Source organism: Pseudomonas sp. IT-P260 (genome assembly GCF_949768395.1).
Lineage (GTDB): Bacteria > Pseudomonadota > Gammaproteobacteria > Pseudomonadales > Pseudomonadaceae > Aquipseudomonas > Aquipseudomonas parakoreensis.
The window spans coordinates 1-22033 of sequence record NZ_CATKPO010000006.1 but is presented as its reverse complement, the minus strand read 5'-3'; the positions used below and the strand labels follow the sequence as shown (position 1 = coordinate 22033).

Genomic DNA, 22033 nt, shown 5'->3' with positions numbered 1-22033 from the left:
TTGCGGTCAATGAACCTCTCCGGTCCTTTCATCAAGCGCCCGGTCGCGACCATGCTCCTGAGCCTGGCGATCATGTTGCTGGGCGGTGTCAGTTTCGGCTTGCTGCCAGTATCGCCGCTGCCGCAAATGGATTTCCCGGTGATCGTGGTCCAGGCCAGTCTGCCCGGTGCCAGTCCCGAAGTGATGGCGTCCACGGTGGCGACGCCGCTGGAGCGCTCGTTCGGTACAATTGCCGGTGTCAACACCATGAGCAGCCGTTCCAGCCAGGGGTCGACCCGGGTCATTCTGCAATTTGACCTTGACCGCGACATCAACGGCGCAGCGCGCGAGGTGCAGGCAGCCATCAACGCTTCGCGCAACCTGTTGCCGAGCGGGATGCGCAGCATGCCGACCTACAAGAAGGTCAACCCGTCGCAGGCGCCGATCATGGTGCTGTCGCTGACCTCGGACGTGTTGGAAAAAGGCCAGCTCTATGACCTGGCCTCGACCATCCTGTCGCAGAGCCTGTCCCAGGTGCAGGGCGTGGGAGAGGTGCAGATCGGTGGCAGTTCGCTGCCGGCGGTGCGTATCGAACTCGAACCGCAGGCGCTGAACCAGTACGGCGTGGCGCTCGACGATGTACGCAAGACCATCGCCGCGGCCAACGTACGCCGGCCCAAGGGCTCGGTCGAAGACGGCGAGCGCCTGTGGCAGATCCAGGCCAACGACCAGTTGGAGAAAGCCAAGGATTACGAGTCGCTGATCATCCATTACAAGGACGGCGCGGCTCTGCGTCTGAAGGACGTGGCCAAGGTCAGCGACGGCGTCGAAGACCGTTACAACAGCGGTTTCTTCAACGATGACGCGGCGGTGCTGCTGGTGATCAACCGCCAGGCCGGCGCCAACATCATCGAGACGGTCAACGAGATCAAGGCGCAGTTGCCGGCCTTGCAAGCGGTGCTGCCGGCCAGCGTGAAGCTGAATCTGGCGATGGACCGCTCGCCGGTGATCAAGGCCACCCTCCACGAAGCGGAAATGACTTTGCTGATCGCTGTGGCGCTGGTGATTCTGGTGGTGTTCCTGTTCCTGGGTAACTTTCGCGCCTCGCTGATTCCGACGCTGGCGGTGCCGGTGTCGCTGGTCGGCACGTTCGCGGTGATGTACCTCTACGGTTTTTCGCTGAATAACCTGTCGCTGATGGCGTTGATTCTGGCTACAGGGCTGGTGGTGGACGATGCCATCGTGGTGCTGGAAAACATTTCCCGGCACATCGACGAAGGCGTCAAACCGATGAAGGCCGCGTACCTCGGGGCCAAGGAAGTCGGTTTTACCTTGTTGTCGATGAACGTGTCGCTGGTGGCGGTGTTCCTGTCGATCCTGTTCATGGGCGGCATTGTCGAGAGCCTGTTCCGCGAGTTTTCCATCACCCTGGCGGCGGCGATCGTGGTGTCGCTGGTGGTCTCGCTGACGTTGACGCCGATGCTCTGCGCGCGCTGGCTCAAGCCGCATACGCCGGGCCAGGAAAACCGTTTGCAACGCTGGAGCCGCAAGACCAACGACTGGATGGTTGGCAAATATGCGACCAGCCTCGACTGGGTGCTGCGCCACCGCCGCCTGACCTTGCTCAGTCTGATCATCACGGTCGGAGTCAACGTCGCGCTGTACGTGGTGGTGCCGAAGACGTTCATGCCGCAGCAGGACACCGGCCAGTTGATCGGTTTCGTGCGGGGCGACGACGGCCTGTCGTTCAGCGTGATGCAGCCGAAAATGGAAACCTTCCGCCGCGCCGTGCTCAAGGACGAAGCGGTGGAGAGCGTAGCCGGGTTCATCGGCGGCACCAACGGCACCAATAACGCGTTCATGCTGGTGCGCCTGAAGCCGATCAAGGAACGCAACCTGTCGGCGCAGAAAGTCATCGAACGCCTGCGCAAGGAGATGCCCAAGGTCCCCGGCGCCCAGTTGATGCTGATGGCGGATCAGGACCTGCAGTTCGGCGGCGGCCGCGAACAGACCACCTCGCAATACAGCTACATCCTGCAAAGCGGGGACCTGGGCGCCCTGCGCGAGTGGTACCCGAAAGTGGTGACCGCGCTGCGCGCACTGCCGGAGCTGACTGCGATTGATGCCCGCGAAGGACGCGGTGCGCAGCAGGTGACGCTGATCGTCGACCGTGATCAGGCCAAACGCCTCGGGGTCGACATGAACATGGTCACGGCGGTGCTGAACAACGCCTACAGCCAGCGGCAGATTTCGACGATCTACGACAGCCTCAACCAGTATCAGGTGGTGATGGAGGTCAACCAGAAGTACGCGCAGGATCCGGTCACCCTCAATCAGGTGCAGGTGATTACCGCTGACGGTGCGCGGATTCCGTTGTCGACCATTGCCCATTACGAAAACAGCCTGGAGGACGACCGCGTCAGCCACGAAGGCCAGTTCGCCTCCGAAAGCATTGCCTTCGACATGGCCGAAGGGGTGACTGTGGAGCAGGGCAGTGCCGCCATCGAGCGGGCGATTGCCAAGGTCGGTCTGCCAGAAGACGTGATCGCGAAAATGGCCGGCACCGCCGATGCCTTTGCCGCGACGCAGAAGAGCCAGCCGTTCATGATCCTTGGTGCGCTGTTGGCGGTGTATCTGGTGCTCGGTGTGCTGTATGAAAGCTACATTCACCCGCTGACGATCCTCTCGACCTTGCCCTCGGCCGGGGTCGGCGCGTTGCTCTCGATCTACGCGCTGGGCGGTGAATTCAGCCTGATTTCATTGCTCGGACTGTTCCTGCTGATCGGGGTGGTGAAGAAAAACGCCATTCTGATGATCGACCTGGCGCTGCAACTGGAGCGCCATCAGGGCCTGTCGCCGCTGGAGTCGATTCGTAGCGCCTGCCTGCAGCGGCTGCGGCCGATTCTGATGACCACCCTGGCGGCCATTCTCGGTGCATTGCCGCTGTTGCTCAGCCGTGCGGAAGGCGCGGAAATGCGCCAGCCCCTGGGTCTGACCATTATCGGCGGCCTGATCTTCAGTCAGGTCCTGACGCTTTACACCACGCCTGTGGTTTACCTCTATCTCGACAAGCTGCGCCACCGCTTCAACACGTGGCGTGGCGTGCGTACTGACGCTGCTCTGGAAACTCCGCTATGACCGACCGTTCGCTTCTCAATCTGGCCACTGCGCGCGGTTCGCGCCTGTTGAGCCTGTCGCTGTGCGTGGCGATGCTCAGTGCCTGCGCCGTCGGCCCGGACTATCAGCGCCCGCAGACTGCCGAGGTCGCACAGTACAAAGAGGCCGAGGGCTGGCGCCAGGCCAATCCGAGTGACGCGCTGGCGCGTGGTGCCTGGTGGGAGCTGTATGGCGATCAGCAGCTCAATGGCCTGATCGAGAAACTCAACAGCTCCAACCAGACCGTGGCGCAATCCGAAGCGCAGTACCGTCAGGCCCAGGCGTTGGTGCGCAGTGCCCGTGGGGCGTTTTACCCCAGTGTCGATCTCAGCGTGGGCAAGACCCGCTCCAGTCAGGGCACCGGCAGCAGCAGTTCGAGCCTGAGCAGTTCTGCCAGCGGGATTCGCGATACCTACAACGCGCAGTTGGGCGTGAGTTGGGAAGCAGATATCTGGGGCAAATTGCGCCGAGGCCTGGAGGCCAACGAGGCCAGCGCCCAGGCGAGCTTCGCCGATCTGGCCGCGATGCGTCTGAGCCAACAGTCGGAACTGGTGCAGAACTACCTGCAACTGCGGGTGATCGATCAGCAGAAACGCTTGCTTGAAGCCACGGTCGCGGCCTACGAAAAATCGTTGCAAATGACCCAGAACCAGTACCGCGCCGGGATCTCCGGGCGCGATGCGGTGGCGCAGGCACAGACCCAGTTGAAAACCACCCAGGCCGATCTGGTGGACCTGATCTGGCAACGGGCGCAATTCGAAAATGCAATCGCCGTACTGACCGGGCAGGCGCCGGCCGAGTTCAGCATCGCCGAGACCCAGAACATCCCGAACCTGCCGCAGATTCCTCTGAGCCTGCCGTCGCAGTTGCTGGAGCGCCGCCCGGACATCGCCTCGGCGGAGCGCTCGGTGATCGCTGCCAACGCCAATATCGGTGTGGCCAAAGCCGCCTATTACCCGGATCTGACGTTGAGCATGAGCGGCGGCTACAGCAGCAGTACCTCGAAAAATCTTTTGACCATACCCAACCGTTTCTGGTCGGTCGGGCCGAAACTGGACTTGCCGATCTTCGACGGTGGCATCCGTTCGGCCGAGGTTGACCGTACCGAGGCGGTGTACGACCAGACCGTCGCCAAGTACCGCCAGACGGTGCTCGATGGTTTCCGCGAAGTGGAAAACTATCTGGTGCAATTGAAGGTGTATGAAGACGAGGCGGCGGTGCGTCAGGAAGCACTGGATGCGGCGCGCGACTCGCTGCGCCTGACCCAGAACCAGTACAAGGCCGGGTTGATTGCCTACATCGATGTGGTTGTGGTGCAAGCCACGGCGCTGAGCAACGAACGCACCGTTCTCAACATCCTGCAGAGCCGCCTGATCGCCAGTGTGCAATTGATTGCAGCGCTGGGTGGTGGCTGGGACGGTCAACTGGCCACCGAATAAATCGTGTAGGAGCTGCGGCACGCTGCGATCTTTTGATCTTAAAAAACAAGGTCAAAAGATCGCAGCGTGCCGCAGCTCCTACAGGTTGTGATGGTTGCTCCAGAGCCTCGCAAAACCATCAAACAAGCGTTTCATCGGGTTGATGGCAAAATGATTACTTTGTCAGTGCGTTCTTCCGCGCAATCAGTACAATCGCCGCATTTTCCCGGCCGAGAATGGACGCAGTACGGCGCGGGTGGTTGCGAGAATCCCCATGCTCATCGGTCATTATTCCTTCACCCTGGTTTTCATTTCTTTGTGTGTGGCGATCCTTGCGTCCTACACCGCGCTCGACCTGACCGGGCGCATTGCCAGTGCCCGTGGGCGGGCGGTGCATTTCTGGACGGCGGGCGGCGCACTGGCAATGGGGGTTGGCGTCTGGTCGATGCATTTCATCGGCATGCTGGCCTTCAAGTTGCCAATCGAGCTGGGCTACGACATTCCGGTGACCGCGCTGTCGCTGCTGATTGCCGTTCTGTCGTGCGGGTTTGCCCTGTGGCTGGTCAGCCAGCCAAAACTGCCGATTCTGCAATTGGGTTTTGGCGCCTTGATCATGGGCGCCGGCATCAGCGCCATGCATTACACCGGCATGGCGGCTCTGCGCATGACGCCGGGCATCGATTACGACCCGACCCTGTTCGGCGCCTCATTGCTGATTGCGGTCGGTGCTTCGGCGGCGGCGTTGTGGATCGCCTTTCGCCTGCGCCAGCACTCGCCTTATGTGCGCCTGATTCGCGGCGGTGCGGCAATCATCATGGGCATTGCCATTGTCGGCATGCACTACACCGGCATGGCTGCGGCGCAGTTTCCCGCAGGCAGTTTCTGCGGCGCGACGCTTGCCGGTCTCAAGGGCAACGGCCTCGATAATCTGGTGCTGATCACCACGCTGGCGGTGCTGTCGATCGCCTTGCTGACCTCGATTCTCGATGCTCGCCTTGAAGCACGCACTGCCGATCTGGCGCATTCGCTGACCCTGGCCAACCGTGAACTGACGCAACTGGCGTTGCACGACACCCTCACAGGTCTGCCGAACCGCATGCTGCTGGACGACCGGATCAATCAGGCGATGAAGAAGGTCGAGGAGCAGGGCGGCTGTTTTGCGTTGATGTTCATCGATCTGGACGGTTTCAAACCAGTCAACGATGCCTTTGGCCACCACATGGGGGACCAGTTGCTGCGCGAAGTCGGGGTGCGCCTGCGTGAGGATTTGCGCAGTCAGGACACGCTGGCGCGAATTGGTGGCGACGAGTTCGTGCTGCTGGTGCGTCTGACCGAGCCCAACGATGCCCTGAGCCTGGCAGCGCGTCAGGTGGGCCTGATCGGCCAGTCATTCCGCGTAGCCGAGCATGAGTTGCAGATTTCCGCCAGCGTCGGCATTGCCCTGTACCCGGGTAATGGCCAGAGCGCTCAGGAACTGCTGATGAACGCCGATGCGGCGATGTATCACGCCAAGGGCGGCGGTAAAAACGGCTACAGCTTCTTCGATGCCTCGATGAACAGCAACGCACGCAAGCAGCTGCAGTTGCTGCAAGATCTGCGCGCTGCGCTGGAGCACCGGCAGTTCAGCCTGTATTTCCAGCCCAAATTCGAAGCCGCCAGTGGTCGTCCGGTGGGGGCCGAAGCGTTGCTGCGCTGGCAGCATCCGACCCAGGGCATGTTGCTGCCGGACAAGTTCATCGATCTGGCGGAGAAGACCGGCCTGATCATCGCCATCGGCGACTGGGTACTCAATGAGGCCTGCCGGCAGATGCGCGAATGGTATGTGCTCGGTTACACCGACTGGCGCATTGCAGTGAACCTCTCGGCGTTACAGTTCTGCCACGCGGGACTGGTGCAAAGCGTGGCCAGGGCGCTGGCCACGCATCATTTGCCGGCCAACAGCCTGACCCTGGAAATCACTGAAACCACGGCCATGAGTGACGCCGATGCCAGCATGACGGTGTTGCAGGAGTTATCGGACATGGGCGTCGACCTGTCGATCGATGACTTCGGCACCGGCTATTCGAGCCTGATGTACCTCAAGCGCTTGCCGGCCAACGAGCTGAAAATCGACCGAGGGTTTGTCCGCGATCTGGAGCACGACAGCGATGACGCGGCCATCGTCTCGGCGATTGTGGCGCTGGGGCAGGCACTCGGTTTGCGCATTGTTGCCGAGGGCGTGGAGACTGGCGTACAGCAGGACTTCCTCACGCAGTTGGGCTGTGACTCGTTGCAGGGCTATCTGTTGGGCCATCCGATGCCGGCGGACGCGTTCATGCAGAACCTCACCCGTGGAAAGGCTCAGGTAACTGTCTGACTGCAAACTGTGGCGAGGGAGCTTGCTCCCGCTGGGGCGCGGAGCGGCCCCGTTCTACCGTGTTGGTCGGATTCACGTCTGCTTCGCAGCCGAGCGGGAGCAAGCTCCCTCGCCACAAAAAACATCTCAGTCTCATGCAGGGTTTTGTCTTGGACAGAGCCCATGCAAAACCGCCCAATGACGGTTATTCTTCACCCCGACTGTTACGTGTGCATTGGGGGAAGGGCCAGCATGGATAAAGTCATGGTAATCACCGGTGGCGGCCGCGGAATCGGCGCCGCTACAGCGTTGTTGGCTGCCGGGCAGGGCTATCGGATCTGCATCAACTATCAGTCGGATGAACAGGCCGCACAAAGCGTGCTGGAGCAAGTGCGGGCGCTGGGGGCGCAGGCCATTGCGGTGCGCGCCGATGTCAGCATCGAAGACGAAGTCATCGCACTGTTTCACCGGGTCGACACCGAACTGGGACGGGTCACCGCACTGGTGAACAATGCGGGCACCGTCGGCCATAAGTCGCGGGTCGATGAAATGTCCGAATTCCGCATTCTCAAAATCATGAAAACCAACGTCCTGGCGCCGATCCTCTGCGCCAAGCACGCGATCTTGCGCATGTCGCCCAAGCACGGCGGCCAGGGCGGCAGTATCGTCAACGTGTCGTCGGTCGCCGCACGCCTGGGCTCGCCCAACGAGTACGTCGACTACGCCGCGTCCAAAGGCGCACTCGACACCTTCACCATCGGACTGTCCAAGGAAGTGGCGGGCGAGGGCATTCGCGTCAACGCGGTGCGTCCGGGCTACATCTACACCGACTTCCATGCGCTGAGCGGCGATCCGGATCGGGTCAGCAAGCTTGAGTCGGCGATTCCCATGGCTCGGGGCGGGCGCCCGGATGAAGTGGCGGAGGCGATTGTCTGGTTGCTGTCGGACAAGGCTTCTTATGCGACGGGGACGTTTGTTGATCTGGGGGGGGGGCGTTAAGTCCAGAGAGTTTCGCTGTCAGGTCGGCCCTCTTCGCGAGCAGGCTCGCTCCCACATTGGTTCTGTGTCCTGCACAAATCCAGGGTGGGAGCGAGCCTGCTCGCGAAGGCAATAGCCCAGACAACACAGGGCTGTCAGAACGACCGCACAATCCGCCCCAGCGTCTCCATTGCCTTCTCCGAATCCTCGGTCCACGGGCTGCCGTAATTCAAGCGAATACAATTCCTGAAGCGCTGGGTTGGCGAGAAGATCGGCCCCGGCGCGATGCTGATGCCTTGCGCCAATGCCATCTGAAACAACTTCAAGGAATCCATCTGCGGCGGCAATTCCAGCCACAGAAAGTAGCCACCCGCCGGCTGGCTGACCCGGGTCTGGGCCGGGAAGTAGCGGGCAATCGCCGCGAGCATCGCGCTTTGCTGTTCTTCCAGGGCGTAGCGCAATTTGCGCAAGTGGCGGTCGTAGCCGCCGTGTTGCAGGTAGTCGGCAATCGCCGCTTGGGCCGGCATCGAAGCACAGAGCGAGGTCATCAGTTTCAGCCGCTCGATTTTCTGTGCATAGCGCCCGGCAGCGACCCAGCCGATACGGTAGCCGGGGGCCAGACTCTTGGCGAACGAACCGCAGTGCATCACCAGCCCTTCGGTATCGAACGCCTTGGCCGGTTTCGGCGCTTGCTGGCCGTAATAAAGTTCGGCGTAGACATCGTCCTCGATCAGCGGCACCTGATGCCGGCGCAGCAGTTCGACCAGTTCCTGTTTCTTCGCCTCGGGCATGGTCGCACCCATCGGGTTCTGGAAACTGGTCATGCACCAGCAGGCCTTGATCGGATGGCGTTCCAGGGTCTGGGCGAGCACGCCGAGGTCGATGCCGTCGCGCGGGTGCACGGGGATTTCCACGGCTTTGAGTTTCAAGCGCTCCAGCACTTGCAGGCTGGCGTAGAACGCCGGGGCTTCGATGGCCACCAGATCGCCCGGTTCGGTCACCGCTTGCAGGCACAGGTTCAGCGCTTCGAGGGCGCCGTTGGTGATCAGCAGTTCTTCCATGGGCAGCATCAGCCCGCCGACCATGTAGCGCAAGGCAATCTGCCGACGCAGTTGCGGGTTGCCCGGCGACATGTCGGTGACCACCATGCGCGGGTCCATTTCCCGCGCCGCACTGGCCAGCGAGCGCGACAGACGCTGCAACGGGAACAGGGTCGGGCTGGGGAACGCCGAGCCGAAGGGCACGGTGCTCGGGTCCTTGATCGACTCCAGCACCGAGAACACCAGTTCGCTGACGTCGACTTCGGTGGAGTCGTTGACGTGGCTGCTGATCACCGGCTCGGAAAACGGGCTCGGCGCGTGGGTGTTGACGAAGTAGCCTGAGCGCGGCCGCGCGCGGATCAGACCGCGACGTTCGAGCAGGTAATAGGCCTGGAACACCGTGGACGGGCTGACCCCGTAAGTCTGGCTGGCGTAGCGCACCGACGGCACTCGCTGCCCGGGGCCGAGTACGCCGGAGCGGATCAGTTCAGCGATGTCGTCGGCGAATTTTTCGTAGCGTTTCATCTTGCGTCCGGGTTGGGTTCATTCTGGAAGACCGCGCTGCCTTCATTCGCGAGCAGGCTCGCTCCCACACTGGATCTCAGTGTCCACAAAACCCTGTGGGAGCGAGCCTGCTCGCGAATGGCCGCGCCGCAGTCTAAGGGATCAGCGATTCATCGGCGCCACAAACCTGCTTTTCGCCACGCTGTAAATCTGCGGCTCGTCGCTGTCGGCGATCTTGAAGCTCAAGGTCTGCGAGCTGCTGGCCGGGCGTTCGGTGGTCATCGCCACCGATACCGGCACATCGACAATCTCACCCGGCGCCAGGCTCAGTTCGGTCTTGCCCTGCAACTGGAAGCCCTCGCCATCCACCAGGCTCAGGGTGTAGTCCTGGCGCTGTTGGGTCTTGTTGATGACCTTGAGGGTGTAGATGTTTTCGATCTGGCCCTGACCGTTCTCGCGGAACAACCCACGATCCTTGGTCACGTCGAGCGAGACCATGGGCCGTTCGACCAACGCCAGTGCCAGGGCGCCGATCATCACCAGCAGCACCGCGACGTAACCGATCAGCCGAGGCCGCAGCAGATGGGTCTTGCCGCCCTGCAATTCGCGTTCGGAACTGTAGCGGATCAGGCCGCGCGGGTAATTCATTTTGTCCATGATCGAATCACAGGCGTCGATGCACGCTGCGCAGCCGATGCATTCCATCTGCAGACCGTCGCGGATGTCGATGCCGGTCGGGCAGACCTGCACGCACAACTGGCAATCGATGCAATCGCCGAGACCGGCTTCGGCGGGCTTCACGTCGCGTTTGCGCGGGCCACGGTTTTCGCCACGGGCCGCGTCATAGGAAATCGCCAGGGTGTCCTTGTCGAACATTACGCTCTGGAATCGCGCATACGGGCACATGTGCATGCACACCGCTTCGCGCAGCCAACCGGCGTTGATGTAAGTGGCGGCGGTGAAGAACAGTACCCAGAACAGACTGACCCCGCCGATCTGCAGGGTGAACAGCTCTTCGGCCAGCGGGCGAATCGGCGTGAAGTAGCCGACAAAGGTCAGCCCGGTCATCACGCTGATCGCCAGCCACAGGGTGTGCTTGGCGGCGCGCCGCGCCAGTTTGTTCAGGCCCCAAGGCGCTGCTTGCAGTTTGATGCGCTGGTTGCGCTCGCCTTCGGTGACTTTCTCGCACCACATGAAAATCCATGTCCACGAGCTCTGCGGGCAGGTGTAACCGCACCAGACCCGACCAGCGAACACGGTGATGGCGAACAGACCGAACGCAGCAATGATCAGCAGCGCCGAGAGCAGGATGAAATCCTGTGGCCAGAAGGTCGCGCCGAAGATGTGGAATTTGCTTTCGGCGAGGTCCCACAGTACGGCCTGACGGCCGCCCCAGTTCAACCACACGGTGCCGAAAAACAGCAAAAACAGAAAACCTGCGCCGCTGATGCGCAGGCGGCGGAACAGCCCGGTGAAACTGCGCGTATGGATCTGCTTGTCGGTGGAGCCGGCCTTCGCCTTCATTGGGCGACCTGGCACATTTTTAATGGTGGGACTTGCTTCTACGGTTCGGACGGGGATTTGTTCGCTCATGGTCATTCGCTCATCAGCCTCCATCAGGCGAACGAACTATGAGCGCCGATCTGTTTGCATAACAGACTCAGCTATTTGAATAAAAAGCGGATCAGATGGCGTTTGAACGACGTCCTGCGACAACTTGAAGCAGCCCGCAGACGCAGGCGCAAACGCCTATCGCAGGCGTCTGCACCGGGTGTTGATCAGGGTCAGTCAAATCACCGAATCACTCTCGTCAGCCTTCAGGTGCTTGCGGCCGTCTTTCGCGCCGGCGACGGTCAATGCATCCGCCTCTGCTTCAGTGATGTAAACGCGCCGGCTTTCAATTTCCACGAACGACATGGCTTTTTCGCTATCCGTTTTGACTTCCAGGGTGTCGCAGATACGAATTTCTTCGCCATTTTCGACGGTGAAGAAACACACTTTTGATTCGGGATTGGATTCATCGATTCGAACGGGCATGAGGCTGTCCTTTTTTCATGGGTACCTGAGAAGTTAGGGCGCACGCGTGGCCGATCGTTCTGCGCAACTGATTAATGGTCGCTGCTGTCCATCCATTAACGACAAATAAAAAGGACGGAGCGATGAACGCTTGGTGGCATGAAGTGTGGGTAACGCTGCAAGCGGAGTTCGCCGATGTCGGCGATGCTTCGCAACTGACGCGCATCACCGTGCGCCTGCTGATGGCGGCGGTGCTCGGCGGGATTCTTGGTTTCGAACGTGAGCACAAAGGCAAGGCCGCCGGGGTGCGCACGCACATGCTGGTGGCACTCGGCGCTGCGCTGTTTGTGCTGGTGCCGCAAACCAGCGGGGCGGAGTCCGATGCCATGAGCCGGGTGTTGCAGGGCGTGATCGCCGGGATCGGTTTTCTTGGCGCCGGAACCATCCTGAAAAACAAGGAAGGCGATGAGGGCCATGTCAAAGGGCTGACCACTGCAGCCGGGTTGTGGATGACGGCGGCGATCGGCGTGGCGGCGGGGTTGGGCAGGGAAGCGACTGCACTGCTCAGCACGTTGTTGGCGTTGGGGATTTTCAGCGTAATGCCACGGGTGGTCAGGTTGTTCGAGAAAGAAGACGAGAAAAACCAGCATCTGTGAACACCGCGAACAACCTGTAGGAGCTGCCGCAGGCTGCGATCTTTTGACTTTGATTTTTAAAAACAAGATCAAAAGATCGCAGCCTTCGGCAGCTCCTACAGGGGGGCGGTGCCGTCAGACGATGACAGGCGGCATCGTCGTCGGCGGTTCTTCCTTCGGCGGTGGCGTGGTGCCTGGGGGTTCCTGCTCGGGAATCGGCTGCGGTTCGGTCTCGGGCAGGGTGGGTTTGTCGATGTTCGGATCAGGCGTTTCTGCCGGGATCGGGATGTTCATCTGTAGACCTCCGTGTGGCACATGGCGTGAGAAGTGCTTAAGTGGATTGACCACCTGCTGGCGAATTCGATCCGCTTTTTTGCCCAGGCAAATCCCTGTGAACTTTTCCCCGCGCCGGTCGCTCGGAACCTAAGTGAGTTCATGTCGGGGCCGGTGCCTCCTTGTGGACACGGATCCGGCACAAGAGCGTCCTTGGGGCGTAAAGGAGAGAGGCTCGATGTCCGCTGAAAAACCTTCAGAGCAGAGCTATAACCCGCATATGCCGCTGTCGCAGGCGTTACTGCTGCCGCGCATCGTGATCGAAAACACCATGCCGACCCTGGATGGCGGGCAGTTTGCCGTCAAGTCGATCGTCGAGCGTGACGTGATCGTCACCAGCAAGGTCTTTGCCGACGGCCACGACAAGCTGGCGGTGCGCATCCGCTGGCGCGCGGAGGGCGAAGAGAGCTGGCACAGCGAGGTGATGAACGAGCTGGGCAATAACAGTTGGCAGGGGCAGTTTCGTCCCGAACGCCAGGGTCGCTACCTGTATTGCATCGAAGCGTGGATCGATCACTTCGCCAGTTTCCAGTACGAACTGGAGAAAAAACACAACGCCGCCGTCCCGGTGTCGCTCGAACTGCAGGAAGGCCGCACCATGGTGCAACAGGCCGCCGAGCGCAGCGACGGTCAGCTCAGCGAACAACTCGCCGCACTGCATCATGAATTGTCCGGCCTGCTCGAAACCGAGCAGGTGGCGCTGTTTCTGCACTCGCGCAGTGCGCAGTTGATGGCGCAGGCCGATCACCGCGCCTATCTGAGCCTGAGCGCCGAATTCCCGGTGGACGTCGAACGGGAACTGGCCGAGTTTGCCAGTTGGTATGAGCTGTTTCCGCGCTCGATCACCGATGATCCCAACCGTCACGGCACGTTCAACGACGTGCACGCGCGTCTGCCGATGATTCAGGACATGGGTTTTGACGTGTTGTATTTCACGCCGATTCACCCCATCGGCCGCGCCCACCGCAAGGGCCGCAACAATTCCCTGACCGCAGGTCCCGATGATCCGGGCAGTCCGTACGCGATTGGCAGCGAGGAGGGTGGTCATGAGGCGATTCACTCGCAGCTCGGCACCCGCGAAGACTTCCGCCGACTGGTGGCCGCCGCCGCTGAGCATGGCCTGGAGATCGCCCTCGATTTCGCCATCCAGTGTTCGCAGGATCACCCGTGGCTCAAGCAGCATCCGGGCTGGTTCAACTGGCGCCCGGACGGCACGATCAAATACGCGGAGAACCCGCCGAAGAAATACCAGGACATCGTCAACGTCGACTTCTATGCGCCGGACGCGATCCCCAGTCTGTGGGTCGAGCTGCGCGATATCGTGGTCGGCTGGGTCAACGAAGGCGTGAAGATCTTTCGCGTCGACAATCCGCACACCAAGCCGCTGCCGTTCTGGCAATGGCTGATCGCCGATGTGCGGGCACTGCACCCGGAAGTGATCTTCCTCGCCGAGGCGTTCACCACGCCGGCGATGATGGCGCGTCTGGGCAAGGTCGGGTACAGCCAGAGCTACACCTATTTCACCTGGCGTAATACCAAGTCCGAGTTGGCGACCTATTTCACTGAGCTCAATGAGTCGCCATGGCGCGAATGCTACCGGCCGAACTTCTTCGTCAACACGCCGGACATCAACCCGGCGTTCCTGCATGAGTCGGGGCGGCCAGGCTTTTTGATCCGCGCGGCGCTGGCGACCATGGGGTCGGGTTTGTGGGGCATGTATTCCGGTTATGAACTGTGCGAATCGGCGCCGGTGCCGGGCAAGGAGGAATACCTCGATTCGGAGAAGTACGAGATCCGCGTCCGCGACTTCAATGCGCCGGGCAACATCATTGCCGAGATCGCCCAGCTCAACCGCATCCGTCGGCAGAACCCGGCGCTGCACACGCACCTGGGCCTGAAAATCTACAACGCCTGGAACGACAACATTCTGTATTTCGGCAAGCGCAGCTTTGACGGCAGCAACTTCATTCTGGTGGCGGTAAGCCTCGATCCGCACAACGTGCAGGAGGCCAATTTCGAATTGCCGCTATGGGAGATGGGCCTGCCCGACGACGCAACCACCCACGGTGAAGACTTGATGAACGGGCATCGCTGGGACTGGCACGGCAAGTATCAGTTCATGCGCATTGACCCGGCGTACCAGCCGTTCGGGATCTGGCGGATTACTGCCGCGTAAGACCTTGCTCAAAAACTTGTGGTGAGGGGATTTATCCCCGACTGGCTGCGCAGCAGCCACAAAAAACAACCGCGTAAAACTGAATAAAAGCAGGGCCGCTTCGCAGCCCATCGGGGATGAATCCCCTCACCACAGAGCCCCTCATCACAGGGCAACCGTGTGGTCTGACAGAATTGAACAGGAGTTTCACATGGCGAAGAAACCCAAGGCAGCCACCTTCATCAAAGACCCGCTCTGGTACAAGGATGCGGTGATCTATCAAGTTCACGTCAAATCGTTTTTCGACTCCAACAATGACGGGATCGGCGACTTTCCCGGCCTGATCGCCAAACTCGACTACATCGCCGAACTCGGCGTCAACACCATCTGGCTGTTGCCGTTCTACCCGTCGCCACGCCGCGATGACGGTTACGACATCGCCGAATACCGCGGCGTGCACAGCGACTACGGGACCATGGCCGACGCCAAGCGCTTCATCGCCGAGGCGCACAAACGTGGCTTGCGGGTGATCACCGAGCTGGTCATCAACCACACCTCCGATCAGCACCCGTGGTTCCAGCGGGCGCGCAAGGCCAAACCCGGCTCGGCGGCGCGAGACTTCTACGTGTGGTCGGATGACGACCAGAAGTACGACGGCACGCGGATCATCTTCCTCGACACCGAAAAGTCCAACTGGACCTGGGACCCGGTCGCCGGCCAGTACTTCTGGCACCGCTTCTACTCGCACCAGCCCGACCTGAATTTCGACAACCCGCAAGTGATGAAAGCGGTGCTGTCGGTGATGCGCTACTGGCTGGACATGGGCATCGACGGCCTGCGCCTCGACGCCATTCCGTACCTGATCGAGCGCGACGGCACCAACAACGAAAACCTGCCCGAGACCCATGACGTCCTCAAGCAGATCCGGGCCGAGATCGACGCCAATTACCCGGACCGCATGCTGCTGGCCGAGGCCAACCAATGGCCGGAAGATACCCAGTTGTATTTCGGCGACACCGATGCCGAGGGCGTCAACGGTGACGAATGCCATATGGCCTTCCACTTCCCGCTCATGCCGCGCATGTACATGGCGCTGGCCCAGGAAGATCGCTTCCCGATCACCGACATTCTGCGGCAAACCCCGGAAATTCCTGCCAATTGCCAGTGGGCAATTTTCCTGCGCAATCACGATGAGCTGACGCTGGAGATGGTTACCGACAAGGAGCGCGATTACCTGTGGAACTACTACGCCGCTGACCGTCGCGCGCGGATCAACCTTGGCATTCGTCGGCGTCTGGCGCCGTTGATGGAGCGAGACCGCCGCCGCGTCGAACTGCTCAATAGCCTGCTGCTGTCGATGCCGGGCACGCCAACCCTGTATTACGGCGACGAAATCGGCATGGGCGACAACATCTACCTCGGCGACCGCGACGGTGTGCGTACGCCGATGCAATGGTCAATCGATCGCAACGGCGGTTTCTCCCGCGCCGATCCGGCGAGCCTGGTGCTGCCACCGATCATGGACCCGCAATACGGTTACCTGTCGGTGAACGTCGAAACCCAGGCCGGTGATCCGCATTCGCTGCTCAACTGGACGCGGCGCATGCTCGCCGTGCGCAAACAGTCCAAGGCCTTCGGGCGCGGCACGCTGAAGATGCTCTCGCCGAGCAACCGACGCATCCTGGCCTACACCCGCGAGTTCACCGACGCTGACGGCAAACACGAAATCATTCTCTGCGTGGCCAACGTCTCGCGCAGCGCACAAGCAGCGGAGCTGGATCTTTCTGCGTACGTCGGCATGGTCCCGGTGGAGATGCTTGGTGGTAACGCGTTCCCGCCCATCGGCCAGTTGAATTTCCTGCTGACCCTGGCGCCGTATGGCTTCTATTGGTTCGCCCTCGCGGCGGAAAACCAGATGCCGAGCTGGCACGTCGAACCGGCGCAGAGCCTGCCCGACTTCACCACGCTGGTGCTGAAAAAACGCATGGAAGAACTGCTTGAAGCGCCGACCCGCAACACTCTGGAGCAGAGCATTCTGCCGAGCTGGCTGCAGAACCGTCGCTGGTTCGCCGGCAAGGACGCGGCCATCGAGCAGGTCCATCTGGCCTACGGCGTGCGTTTCGGCGATGCCCAGCATCCGGTGCTGCTCAGTGAGATCGAAGTCACCAGCGCCGGGCAGACCAGCCGCTATCAACTGCCGTTCGGGTTTATCTCGGAAGATCAGGTCGGGGCGGCGCTGCCGCAGCAATTGGCCTTGTCCCGGGTACGTCGCGGACGTCAGGTGGGGCTGATCACTGATGCGTTCAGCCTCGAAACGTTTGTGCACGCCGTGCTGCAAGGCATGCAGAGCGCCACCGTGCTCAACTCCGAACAGGGCGAGATTCGTTTCGCACCGACTGCGCAGCTGGAAAAACTTGGCCTCGGCGCTGAATCCGAGGTGCGTTATCTATCGGCCGAGCAGTCGAACAGTTCGGTGGTGATCGGCAATAGTCTGGTGCTGAAACTGATCCGCAAAGTCGCCTCGGGGGTGCACCCGGAACTGGAAATGAGCGCGTACCTGACCGAGGCCGGTTTCGCCAACATCTCGCCGCTGCTCGGCTCGGTGATCCGCCGCGATGGCGCGGGCGAAGACAATCTGCTGATGATCGCCCAAGGCTATCTGAGCAATCAGGGCGATGCCTGGGAATGGACGCAGAACAACCTCGAACGGGCGCTGCGCGATGAACTGGCCGACGCCATGTCCGAGCAGGAACAGCATTACAACGCCCTCGGTGAGCTCAAGGACTTTGCCGGCATGCTCGGCCAGCGTCTGGGCGAAATGCATCAAGTGCTCGCGGCGCCGAGCGACAATCCCGATTTCGCCCCGCAAACCACCAGCGCCAAAGACGCCCAAGCCACTGGCAAGGACGTTGCGGCGCAGGTCGAGCATGCGCTTAAGCTGCTCAAGCAACATCAAAGTCATCTGAGCGCGGCAGATCAGAAAATGGTCGCGCGGCTGCTGGACAACAAAAAAATCATCCTCGGCCATGTGCAGGAGCTCGCGCAAAAAGCCGTGGGCGGCCTGCGCATTCGTGTGCATGGCGACTTGCACTTGGGCCAAGTGCTGGTGATCAAGGGCGATGCCTATCTGATCGACTTCGAAGGTGAACCGGCGCGGCCGCTGCACGAACGGCGCGGCAAACACAGTCCGTACAAGGACGTCAGCGGCGTGCTGCGGTCCTTCGATTACGCGGCGGCGATGACCATCAACGTGCATAACGTCGATCACAGTGCGGAGTCGGAAGCGGCCCGGCATCGGGTTGCCGAGCGCTACCTGCGTGAGGCGCGCGAGGCATTTGTTCAGGCATATCGCCAAGCGGCGACTAGTCTTGATCATGCCTGGCAGGATCCTGCGGGTGCCGACGCAGCGCTTGCGCTGTTCGGCCTGGAGAAGGCGGCCTATGAAGTGGCCTATGAAGCCGAAAATCGCCCCACGTGGCTGCCCGTGCCGTTGCACGGTTTGTATGGGTTATTGACGGGGCTTAAACCCTTTTCCGATCTTGGTGGAGAGTAGTCATGAGTGTCTCGAACAAGGAACAGGGTCACGCTAAAGAAGCGTTATTGCCGACGGCGCAAGACATCGACGCGTTGGTACGTGCGGAACATCGCGACCCGTTTTCCATTCTCGGCCCGCACGGTGATGGTGCCGGCGGGCAGTTCATCCGCGCCTATTTGCCGGGTGCGTTGAAAGTTGAAGTGCTGGACAAGGACAGCGGTGAAGAACGTGGCGAACTGACCGCCACCGAAACCCCGGGGCTGTTTGTCGGGCACTTCGCCCAGGCCCGGCCCTATCTGCTGCGCACGCGCTGGGCCGGCGGCGAGCAAGTGGCGGAAGATCCCTATAGCTTTGGTCAGTTGCTCGGCGAAATGGATTTGTATCTGTTCGCCGAAGGCAATCACCGCGACCTGAGCAGTTGCCTCGGCGCCCAGCTGAAAACCGTCGATGGCGTTGACGGCGTGCGTTTCGCCGTGTGGGCGCCGAACGCCCGGCGCGTCTCGGTGGTCGGCGATTTCAACGTCTGGGACGGGCGCCGCCATCCGATGCGCCTGCGCCATCCATCCGGGGTCTGGGAGTTGTTCATTCCGCGCCTGCAGGCGGGCGAGTTGTACAAGTACGAGATTCTCGGCGCCCACGGCATTCTGCCGCTGAAGGCTGACCCGATGGCGCTGGCCACCAGCCTGCCGCCGGACACCGCGTCGAAAGTCGCCGCGCCGCTGCAAGTCGACTGGCAGGATCAGGAATGGATGAGCGGTCGTCGCGAACGGCAACAGCATTCGCAGCCGCTGTCGATCTACGAATTGCATGCCGGCTCGTGGCAGTGCGAGCTGGATGACCTGGGCGAAGTCGCCCGTCAGTACACCTGGCCGGAGCTGGCCGAGCGACTGATTCCTTACGTCAAGGAGCTGGGCTTCACCCACATCGAACTGATGCCGATCATGGAGCACCCGTTTGGCGGCTCATGGGGTTATCAGTTGCTCTCGCAATTCGCCCCGAGCGCCCGTTACGGCACGCCGGAGCAGTTCGGTGAGTTCGTCAACGCCTGTCACCAGGCTGGAATCGGGGTGATTCTCGACTGGGTACCGGCGCATTTTCCTACCGATACCCATGGCCTGGCGCAGTTCGACGGCACGGCGTTGTACGAATATGGCAACCCGCTGGAGGGCTTCCATCAGGACTGGGACACGCTGATCTACAACCTGGGACGCACCGAAGTACACGGCTACATGCTGGCATCGGCACTGCACTGGTTGAAGCACTTTCACGTGGATGGCCTGCGCGTCGATGCGGTGGCCTCGATGCTTTATCGCGATTATTCGCGCAAGGCCGGCGAGTGGATTCCGAACCGCCACGGCGGGCGCGAGAACCTTGAGGCGATCGATTTCCTGCGGCACTTGAACGATGTGGTCGAGCTCGAGGCGCCGGGCGCGCTGGTGATCGCCGAAGAGTCCACCGCCTGGCCGGGCGTCAGCCAGAGCACCCAGCAGGGTGGCCTCGGTTTCGCTTACAAATGGAACATGGGCTGGATGCACGATTCGCTGCACTACATTCAGCAAGACCCGGTGTACCGCGCGCACCATCACAACGAACTGAGTTTCGGTCTGGTCTACGCCTGGTCCGAGCGCTTCATCCTGCCGATCTCCCACGACGAAGTGGTGCATGGCAAGCATTCGTTGATCGACAAGATGCCCGGCGACCGCTGGCAGAAATTTGCCAACCTGCGCGCCTATCTGAGTTTCATGTGGACCCACCCGGGCAAGAAGCTGTTGTTCATGGGTTGCGAGTTCGGCCAGTGGCGTGAGTGGAACCACGATCAGCAGCTGGACTGGTACCTGCTGCAATACTCGGAACACAAAGGCGTGCAGAAACTGGTCGGCGACCTCAATCGCCTGTATCGCGAAGAGCCGGCGCTGCACGACCAGGACGACGCGCCGCAGGGCTTCCAGTGGTTGATCGGTGATGACGCGATCAACAGCGTGTACGCGTGGCTGCGCTGGAGCAAGGAGGGCAAACCGGTGCTGGTGGTGGCCAACTTCACCCCGGTGCCCCGTCAGTCGTACCGCGTCGGCGTGCCGTTTGCCGGACGCTGGAATGAACTGCTCAACAGCGATGCCGACACCTATGCCGGGTCGAACTATGGCAATGGCGGCGGGGCGTTTACCGAAGAGGTGGCGAGCCATGGGCAGTCGCTGTCGCTGGAACTGAATCTGCCTCCGCTGGCGGTGTTGATTCTCAAGCCGGAGGGTTGATCCAGACACCGCTAACTCTGTGGGAGCGAGCTTGCCCGCGAAGAGGTCGGAACATTCAACATCTCTGTTGCCTGATCCGCCGTCATCGCGGGCAAGCCTGCTCCCACAGGCGTTTTCGGTGATCCGGGGATCGCTGCCGCAGCAGGATTACAGGTGCACTTCCACCGCCAGTGGCAAGTGGTCCGACAGGTGCGTCCATGGTTTGTTGCCGAGGATCTGCGGGTCGTGGCTGCTGGCGTTGCGCAGGTAGATGCGGTCCAGGCGCAGCAATGGAAAACGCGCTGGATAGGTCTTGGCTGGACGCCCATGGTGGCGTTCAAACGCTTCGTGCAGGTAATCACGGCGGGCGAGGGCGACATTGCCCTGCAGCTGCCAGTCGTTGAAGTCGCCGGCAATGATCACTGGCGCGTCTTCGGGCAAGGATTCGAGCAACTGACAAAGTAGCTGCAACTGCAACTGACGGTGACTTTCCAGCAGACTTAGGTGCACGCAGATGGCGTGGACTTCGGCGTGGCCCGGCACGTCCAGTACGCAATGCAACAAGCCACGGCGCTCGGGGCCGGTGATCGACACGTCGAGGTTGCGGTATTCGCGGATCGGGTATTTTGACAGCAGGGCATTGCCGTGGTGGCCATCGGGGTAAACCGCGTTGCGTCCGTAGGCAAAATCGCTCCACATGCTGTCGGCAAGAAATTCGTATTGCGAGGTTTGCGGCCATTCGTTGTAGCGATTGGAATGGCGCTCGTGTTCGCCCACGACTTCCTGCAGAAACACCAGATCGGCCGAGGTGCTGCGCACCGCTTCGCGCAACTCCGGCAGGATGAAGCGCCGATTGAGGGCGGTGAAGCCCTTGTGGGTATTGACCGTCAGCACGCGCAGGCGATGGATGACGGGGGCGTCGACGACGTGACGCTCGGGATCGCTGGACACGTTCACTCCTCTGAAAAAACGGCTTCCTGTTCATGCGACTGGTCTGTGCGCGGGCAGTTCCTTCCAGATGCCTCAGGCCGTAACACGAATCACCCGAGCCGCCAGAAAACCTGTGGGAGCGAGCCTGCTCGCGAAAGCGGCCTGCCGATCGACCAATCTCTGACTGAATGCACTCGGTCAAATTGTGGGAGCTGGCTTGCCAGCGATGACGGCTCACAAGCCGACCAACCTCCCACTGAATGCAAGCATTCCAAGTGTGGGAGCGAGCCTGCTCGCGAAAGCGGCCTGCCAGACAAAATCGAAACAACAGACCAAACCCCGCACATAAACATAACCCCGCAACCACGTTTAAAGTACACGAACCGTTACGCCATACCGGCTACAACGCCTTGCGCCGTTACCTACGCGTACGCCAGAATCCGCCGGCTTACACGGCTATGCGTTGGGCTTATCGTTTCCCTGTCACTGGAAAACAGTGATCGGGTTTGGTAGCCCATTTCGGTACGGTCGTATGGCGTCACCTTATGTAGCCTCTTTTTGGGGTTCAGTTTTATGGTGGGCATGCGTGGGGCTCATTCGTGAGCGCCGGGTTCCGTATCGACCGGTCTACCAACCCGCGCATGGCCGCCACCCATCGTTTGGTAGCGAGGGTGATGGCTCCTATTTCTCGATACGGAGTTTCATCCATGTTCAAAGCCACACCCAATCCCCCGGACGCCTCAATCCCGTACGACCCAGCCCTCGACCCGCAGAAGATAAAAGCGTTG

13 protein-coding genes are annotated in these 22033 nt (G+C 61.1%); 8 read left to right on the top strand and 5 right to left on the bottom strand.

The window, feature by feature from the left end; translation table 11 throughout:
- Positions 1 to 9 precede the first annotated feature (9 nt).
- From ACM6HV_RS04485 to ACM6HV_RS04470, 4 genes are all read left to right on the top strand, one after another.
- On the top strand, positions 10 to 3117 hold the full coding sequence (locus tag ACM6HV_RS04485) for an efflux RND transporter permease subunit (RefSeq protein WP_414903604.1): 3108 nt from the start codon (positions 10 to 12) through the stop codon (positions 3115 to 3117).
- A complete protein-coding gene (locus ACM6HV_RS04480) occupies positions 3114 to 4574 on the top strand; it encodes an efflux transporter outer membrane subunit (RefSeq protein ID WP_095666676.1) in 1461 nt (486 codons plus the stop codon). The genes ACM6HV_RS04485 and ACM6HV_RS04480 overlap by 4 nt, the downstream gene beginning before the upstream one ends.
- A 253-nt stretch (positions 4575 to 4827) precedes the next feature.
- Positions 4828 to 6909 (top strand): putative bifunctional diguanylate cyclase/phosphodiesterase, encoded by a 2082-nt coding sequence (locus ACM6HV_RS04475; RefSeq protein ID WP_414903603.1) that lies wholly within the window; start codon positions 4828 to 4830, stop codon positions 6907 to 6909.
- A 231-nt stretch (positions 6910 to 7140) separates the two neighbouring features.
- Positions 7141 to 7887 (top strand): SDR family oxidoreductase, encoded by a 747-nt coding sequence (locus tag ACM6HV_RS04470; RefSeq protein ID WP_047294160.1) that lies wholly within the window; start codon positions 7141 to 7143, stop codon positions 7885 to 7887.
- A gap of 134 nt (positions 7888 to 8021) precedes the next feature.
- On the opposite strand, the gene mapR is transcribed toward ACM6HV_RS04470, so the two are convergent.
- The 3 genes from mapR to ACM6HV_RS04455 all read right to left on the bottom strand — a co-directional run bounded on the left by mapR (position 8022) and on the right by ACM6HV_RS04455 (position 11447).
- A complete protein-coding gene (mapR, locus tag ACM6HV_RS04465; RefSeq protein WP_008087199.1) occupies positions 8022 to 9431 on the bottom strand; it encodes a GntR family transcriptional regulator MpaR in 1410 nt (469 codons plus the stop codon).
- A gap of 141 nt (positions 9432 to 9572) precedes the next feature.
- Positions 9573 to 11003 carry a cytochrome c oxidase accessory protein CcoG gene (ccoG, locus tag ACM6HV_RS04460; protein WP_095669225.1) on the bottom strand — a complete coding sequence of 477 codons (1431 nt, stop codon included), beginning with the start codon at positions 11001 to 11003 and terminating at the stop codon, positions 9573 to 9575.
- A 195-nt stretch (positions 11004 to 11198) separates the two neighbouring features.
- Positions 11199 to 11447: a DUF3203 family protein gene (locus tag ACM6HV_RS04455; RefSeq protein WP_041067006.1), complete on the bottom strand. Its 249-nt coding sequence runs from the start codon at positions 11445 to 11447 to the stop codon at positions 11199 to 11201.
- A gap of 122 nt (positions 11448 to 11569) precedes the next feature.
- Here ACM6HV_RS04455 and ACM6HV_RS04450 point away from each other — a divergent pair, with 122 nt between their 5' ends.
- Entirely contained in the window at positions 11570 to 12082 is a 513-nt protein-coding gene (locus ACM6HV_RS04450) for an MgtC/SapB family protein (RefSeq protein ID WP_086791075.1), read from the top strand.
- A gap of 114 nt (positions 12083 to 12196) precedes the next feature.
- Here ACM6HV_RS04450 and ACM6HV_RS04445 read toward each other — a convergent pair whose 3' ends face one another.
- Positions 12197 to 12355 (bottom strand): hypothetical protein, encoded by a 159-nt coding sequence (locus ACM6HV_RS04445; protein WP_003224520.1) that lies wholly within the window; start codon positions 12353 to 12355, stop codon positions 12197 to 12199.
- 217 nt (positions 12356 to 12572) lie between these two features.
- Here ACM6HV_RS04445 and ACM6HV_RS04440 point away from each other — a divergent pair, with 217 nt between their 5' ends.
- The 3 genes from ACM6HV_RS04440 to glgB all read left to right on the top strand — a co-directional run bounded on the left by ACM6HV_RS04440 (position 12573) and on the right by glgB (position 20336).
- The gene (locus ACM6HV_RS04440) at positions 12573 to 14570 is read left to right on the top strand and encodes an alpha-1,4-glucan--maltose-1-phosphate maltosyltransferase (protein ID WP_414903602.1); all 1998 of its coding nucleotides are present in this window, start codon (positions 12573 to 12575) and stop codon (positions 14568 to 14570) included.
- A gap of 190 nt (positions 14571 to 14760) precedes the next feature.
- Complete coding sequence (gene treS, locus ACM6HV_RS04435; protein WP_414903601.1) at positions 14761 to 18102, top strand: maltose alpha-D-glucosyltransferase; 3342 nt, start codon at positions 14761 to 14763, stop codon at positions 18100 to 18102.
- Positions 18103 to 18104: 2 nt separating this feature from the next.
- Positions 18105 to 20336, top strand: a complete 2232-nt coding sequence (glgB, locus tag ACM6HV_RS04430) for a 1,4-alpha-glucan branching protein GlgB (protein ID WP_414903600.1) — start codon at positions 18105 to 18107, stop codon at positions 20334 to 20336.
- Positions 20337 to 20483: 147 nt separating this feature from the next.
- Here the strand turns inward: glgB and ACM6HV_RS04425 are convergent, their stop codons facing one another.
- Positions 20484 to 21266 carry an endonuclease/exonuclease/phosphatase family protein gene (locus ACM6HV_RS04425; protein WP_198759915.1) on the bottom strand — a complete coding sequence of 261 codons (783 nt, stop codon included), beginning with the start codon at positions 21264 to 21266 and terminating at the stop codon, positions 20484 to 20486.
- Between the last annotated feature and the right edge of the window lie 767 nt (positions 21267 to 22033).

Excerpts from the sequence above, each read along its gene's own strand:
- ACM6HV_RS04470 (WP_047294160.1), top strand. The coding sequence starts at position 7,141 with ATGGATAAAGTCATGGTAATCACCGGTGGCGGCCGCGGAATCGGCGCC.
- mapR (WP_008087199.1), bottom strand. The coding sequence starts at position 9,431 with ATGAAACGCTACGAAAAATTCGCCGACGACATCGCTGAACTGATCCGC.
- ACM6HV_RS04450 (WP_086791075.1), top strand. The coding sequence starts at position 11,570 with ATGAACGCTTGGTGGCATGAAGTGTGGGTAACGCTGCAAGCGGAGTTC.
- ACM6HV_RS04455 (WP_041067006.1), bottom strand. The coding sequence starts at position 11,447 with ATGCCCGTTCGAATCGATGAATCCAATCCCGAATCAAAAGTGTGTTTC.
- glgB (WP_414903600.1), top strand. The coding sequence starts at position 18,105 with ATGAGTGTCTCGAACAAGGAACAGGGTCACGCTAAAGAAGCGTTATTG.
- ACM6HV_RS04480 (WP_095666676.1), top strand. The coding sequence starts at position 3,114 with ATGACCGACCGTTCGCTTCTCAATCTGGCCACTGCGCGCGGTTCGCGC.
- ACM6HV_RS04440 (WP_414903602.1), top strand. The coding sequence starts at position 12,573 with ATGTCCGCTGAAAAACCTTCAGAGCAGAGCTATAACCCGCATATGCCG.
- ACM6HV_RS04445 (WP_003224520.1), bottom strand. The coding sequence starts at position 12,355 with ATGAACATCCCGATCCCGGCAGAAACGCCTGATCCGAACATCGACAAA.
- ACM6HV_RS04475 (WP_414903603.1), top strand. The coding sequence starts at position 4,828 with ATGCTCATCGGTCATTATTCCTTCACCCTGGTTTTCATTTCTTTGTGT.
- ccoG (WP_095669225.1), bottom strand. The coding sequence starts at position 11,003 with ATGAGCGAACAAATCCCCGTCCGAACCGTAGAAGCAAGTCCCACCATT.
- ACM6HV_RS04485 (WP_414903604.1), top strand. The coding sequence starts at position 10 with ATGAACCTCTCCGGTCCTTTCATCAAGCGCCCGGTCGCGACCATGCTC.
- treS (WP_414903601.1), top strand. The coding sequence starts at position 14,761 with ATGGCGAAGAAACCCAAGGCAGCCACCTTCATCAAAGACCCGCTCTGG.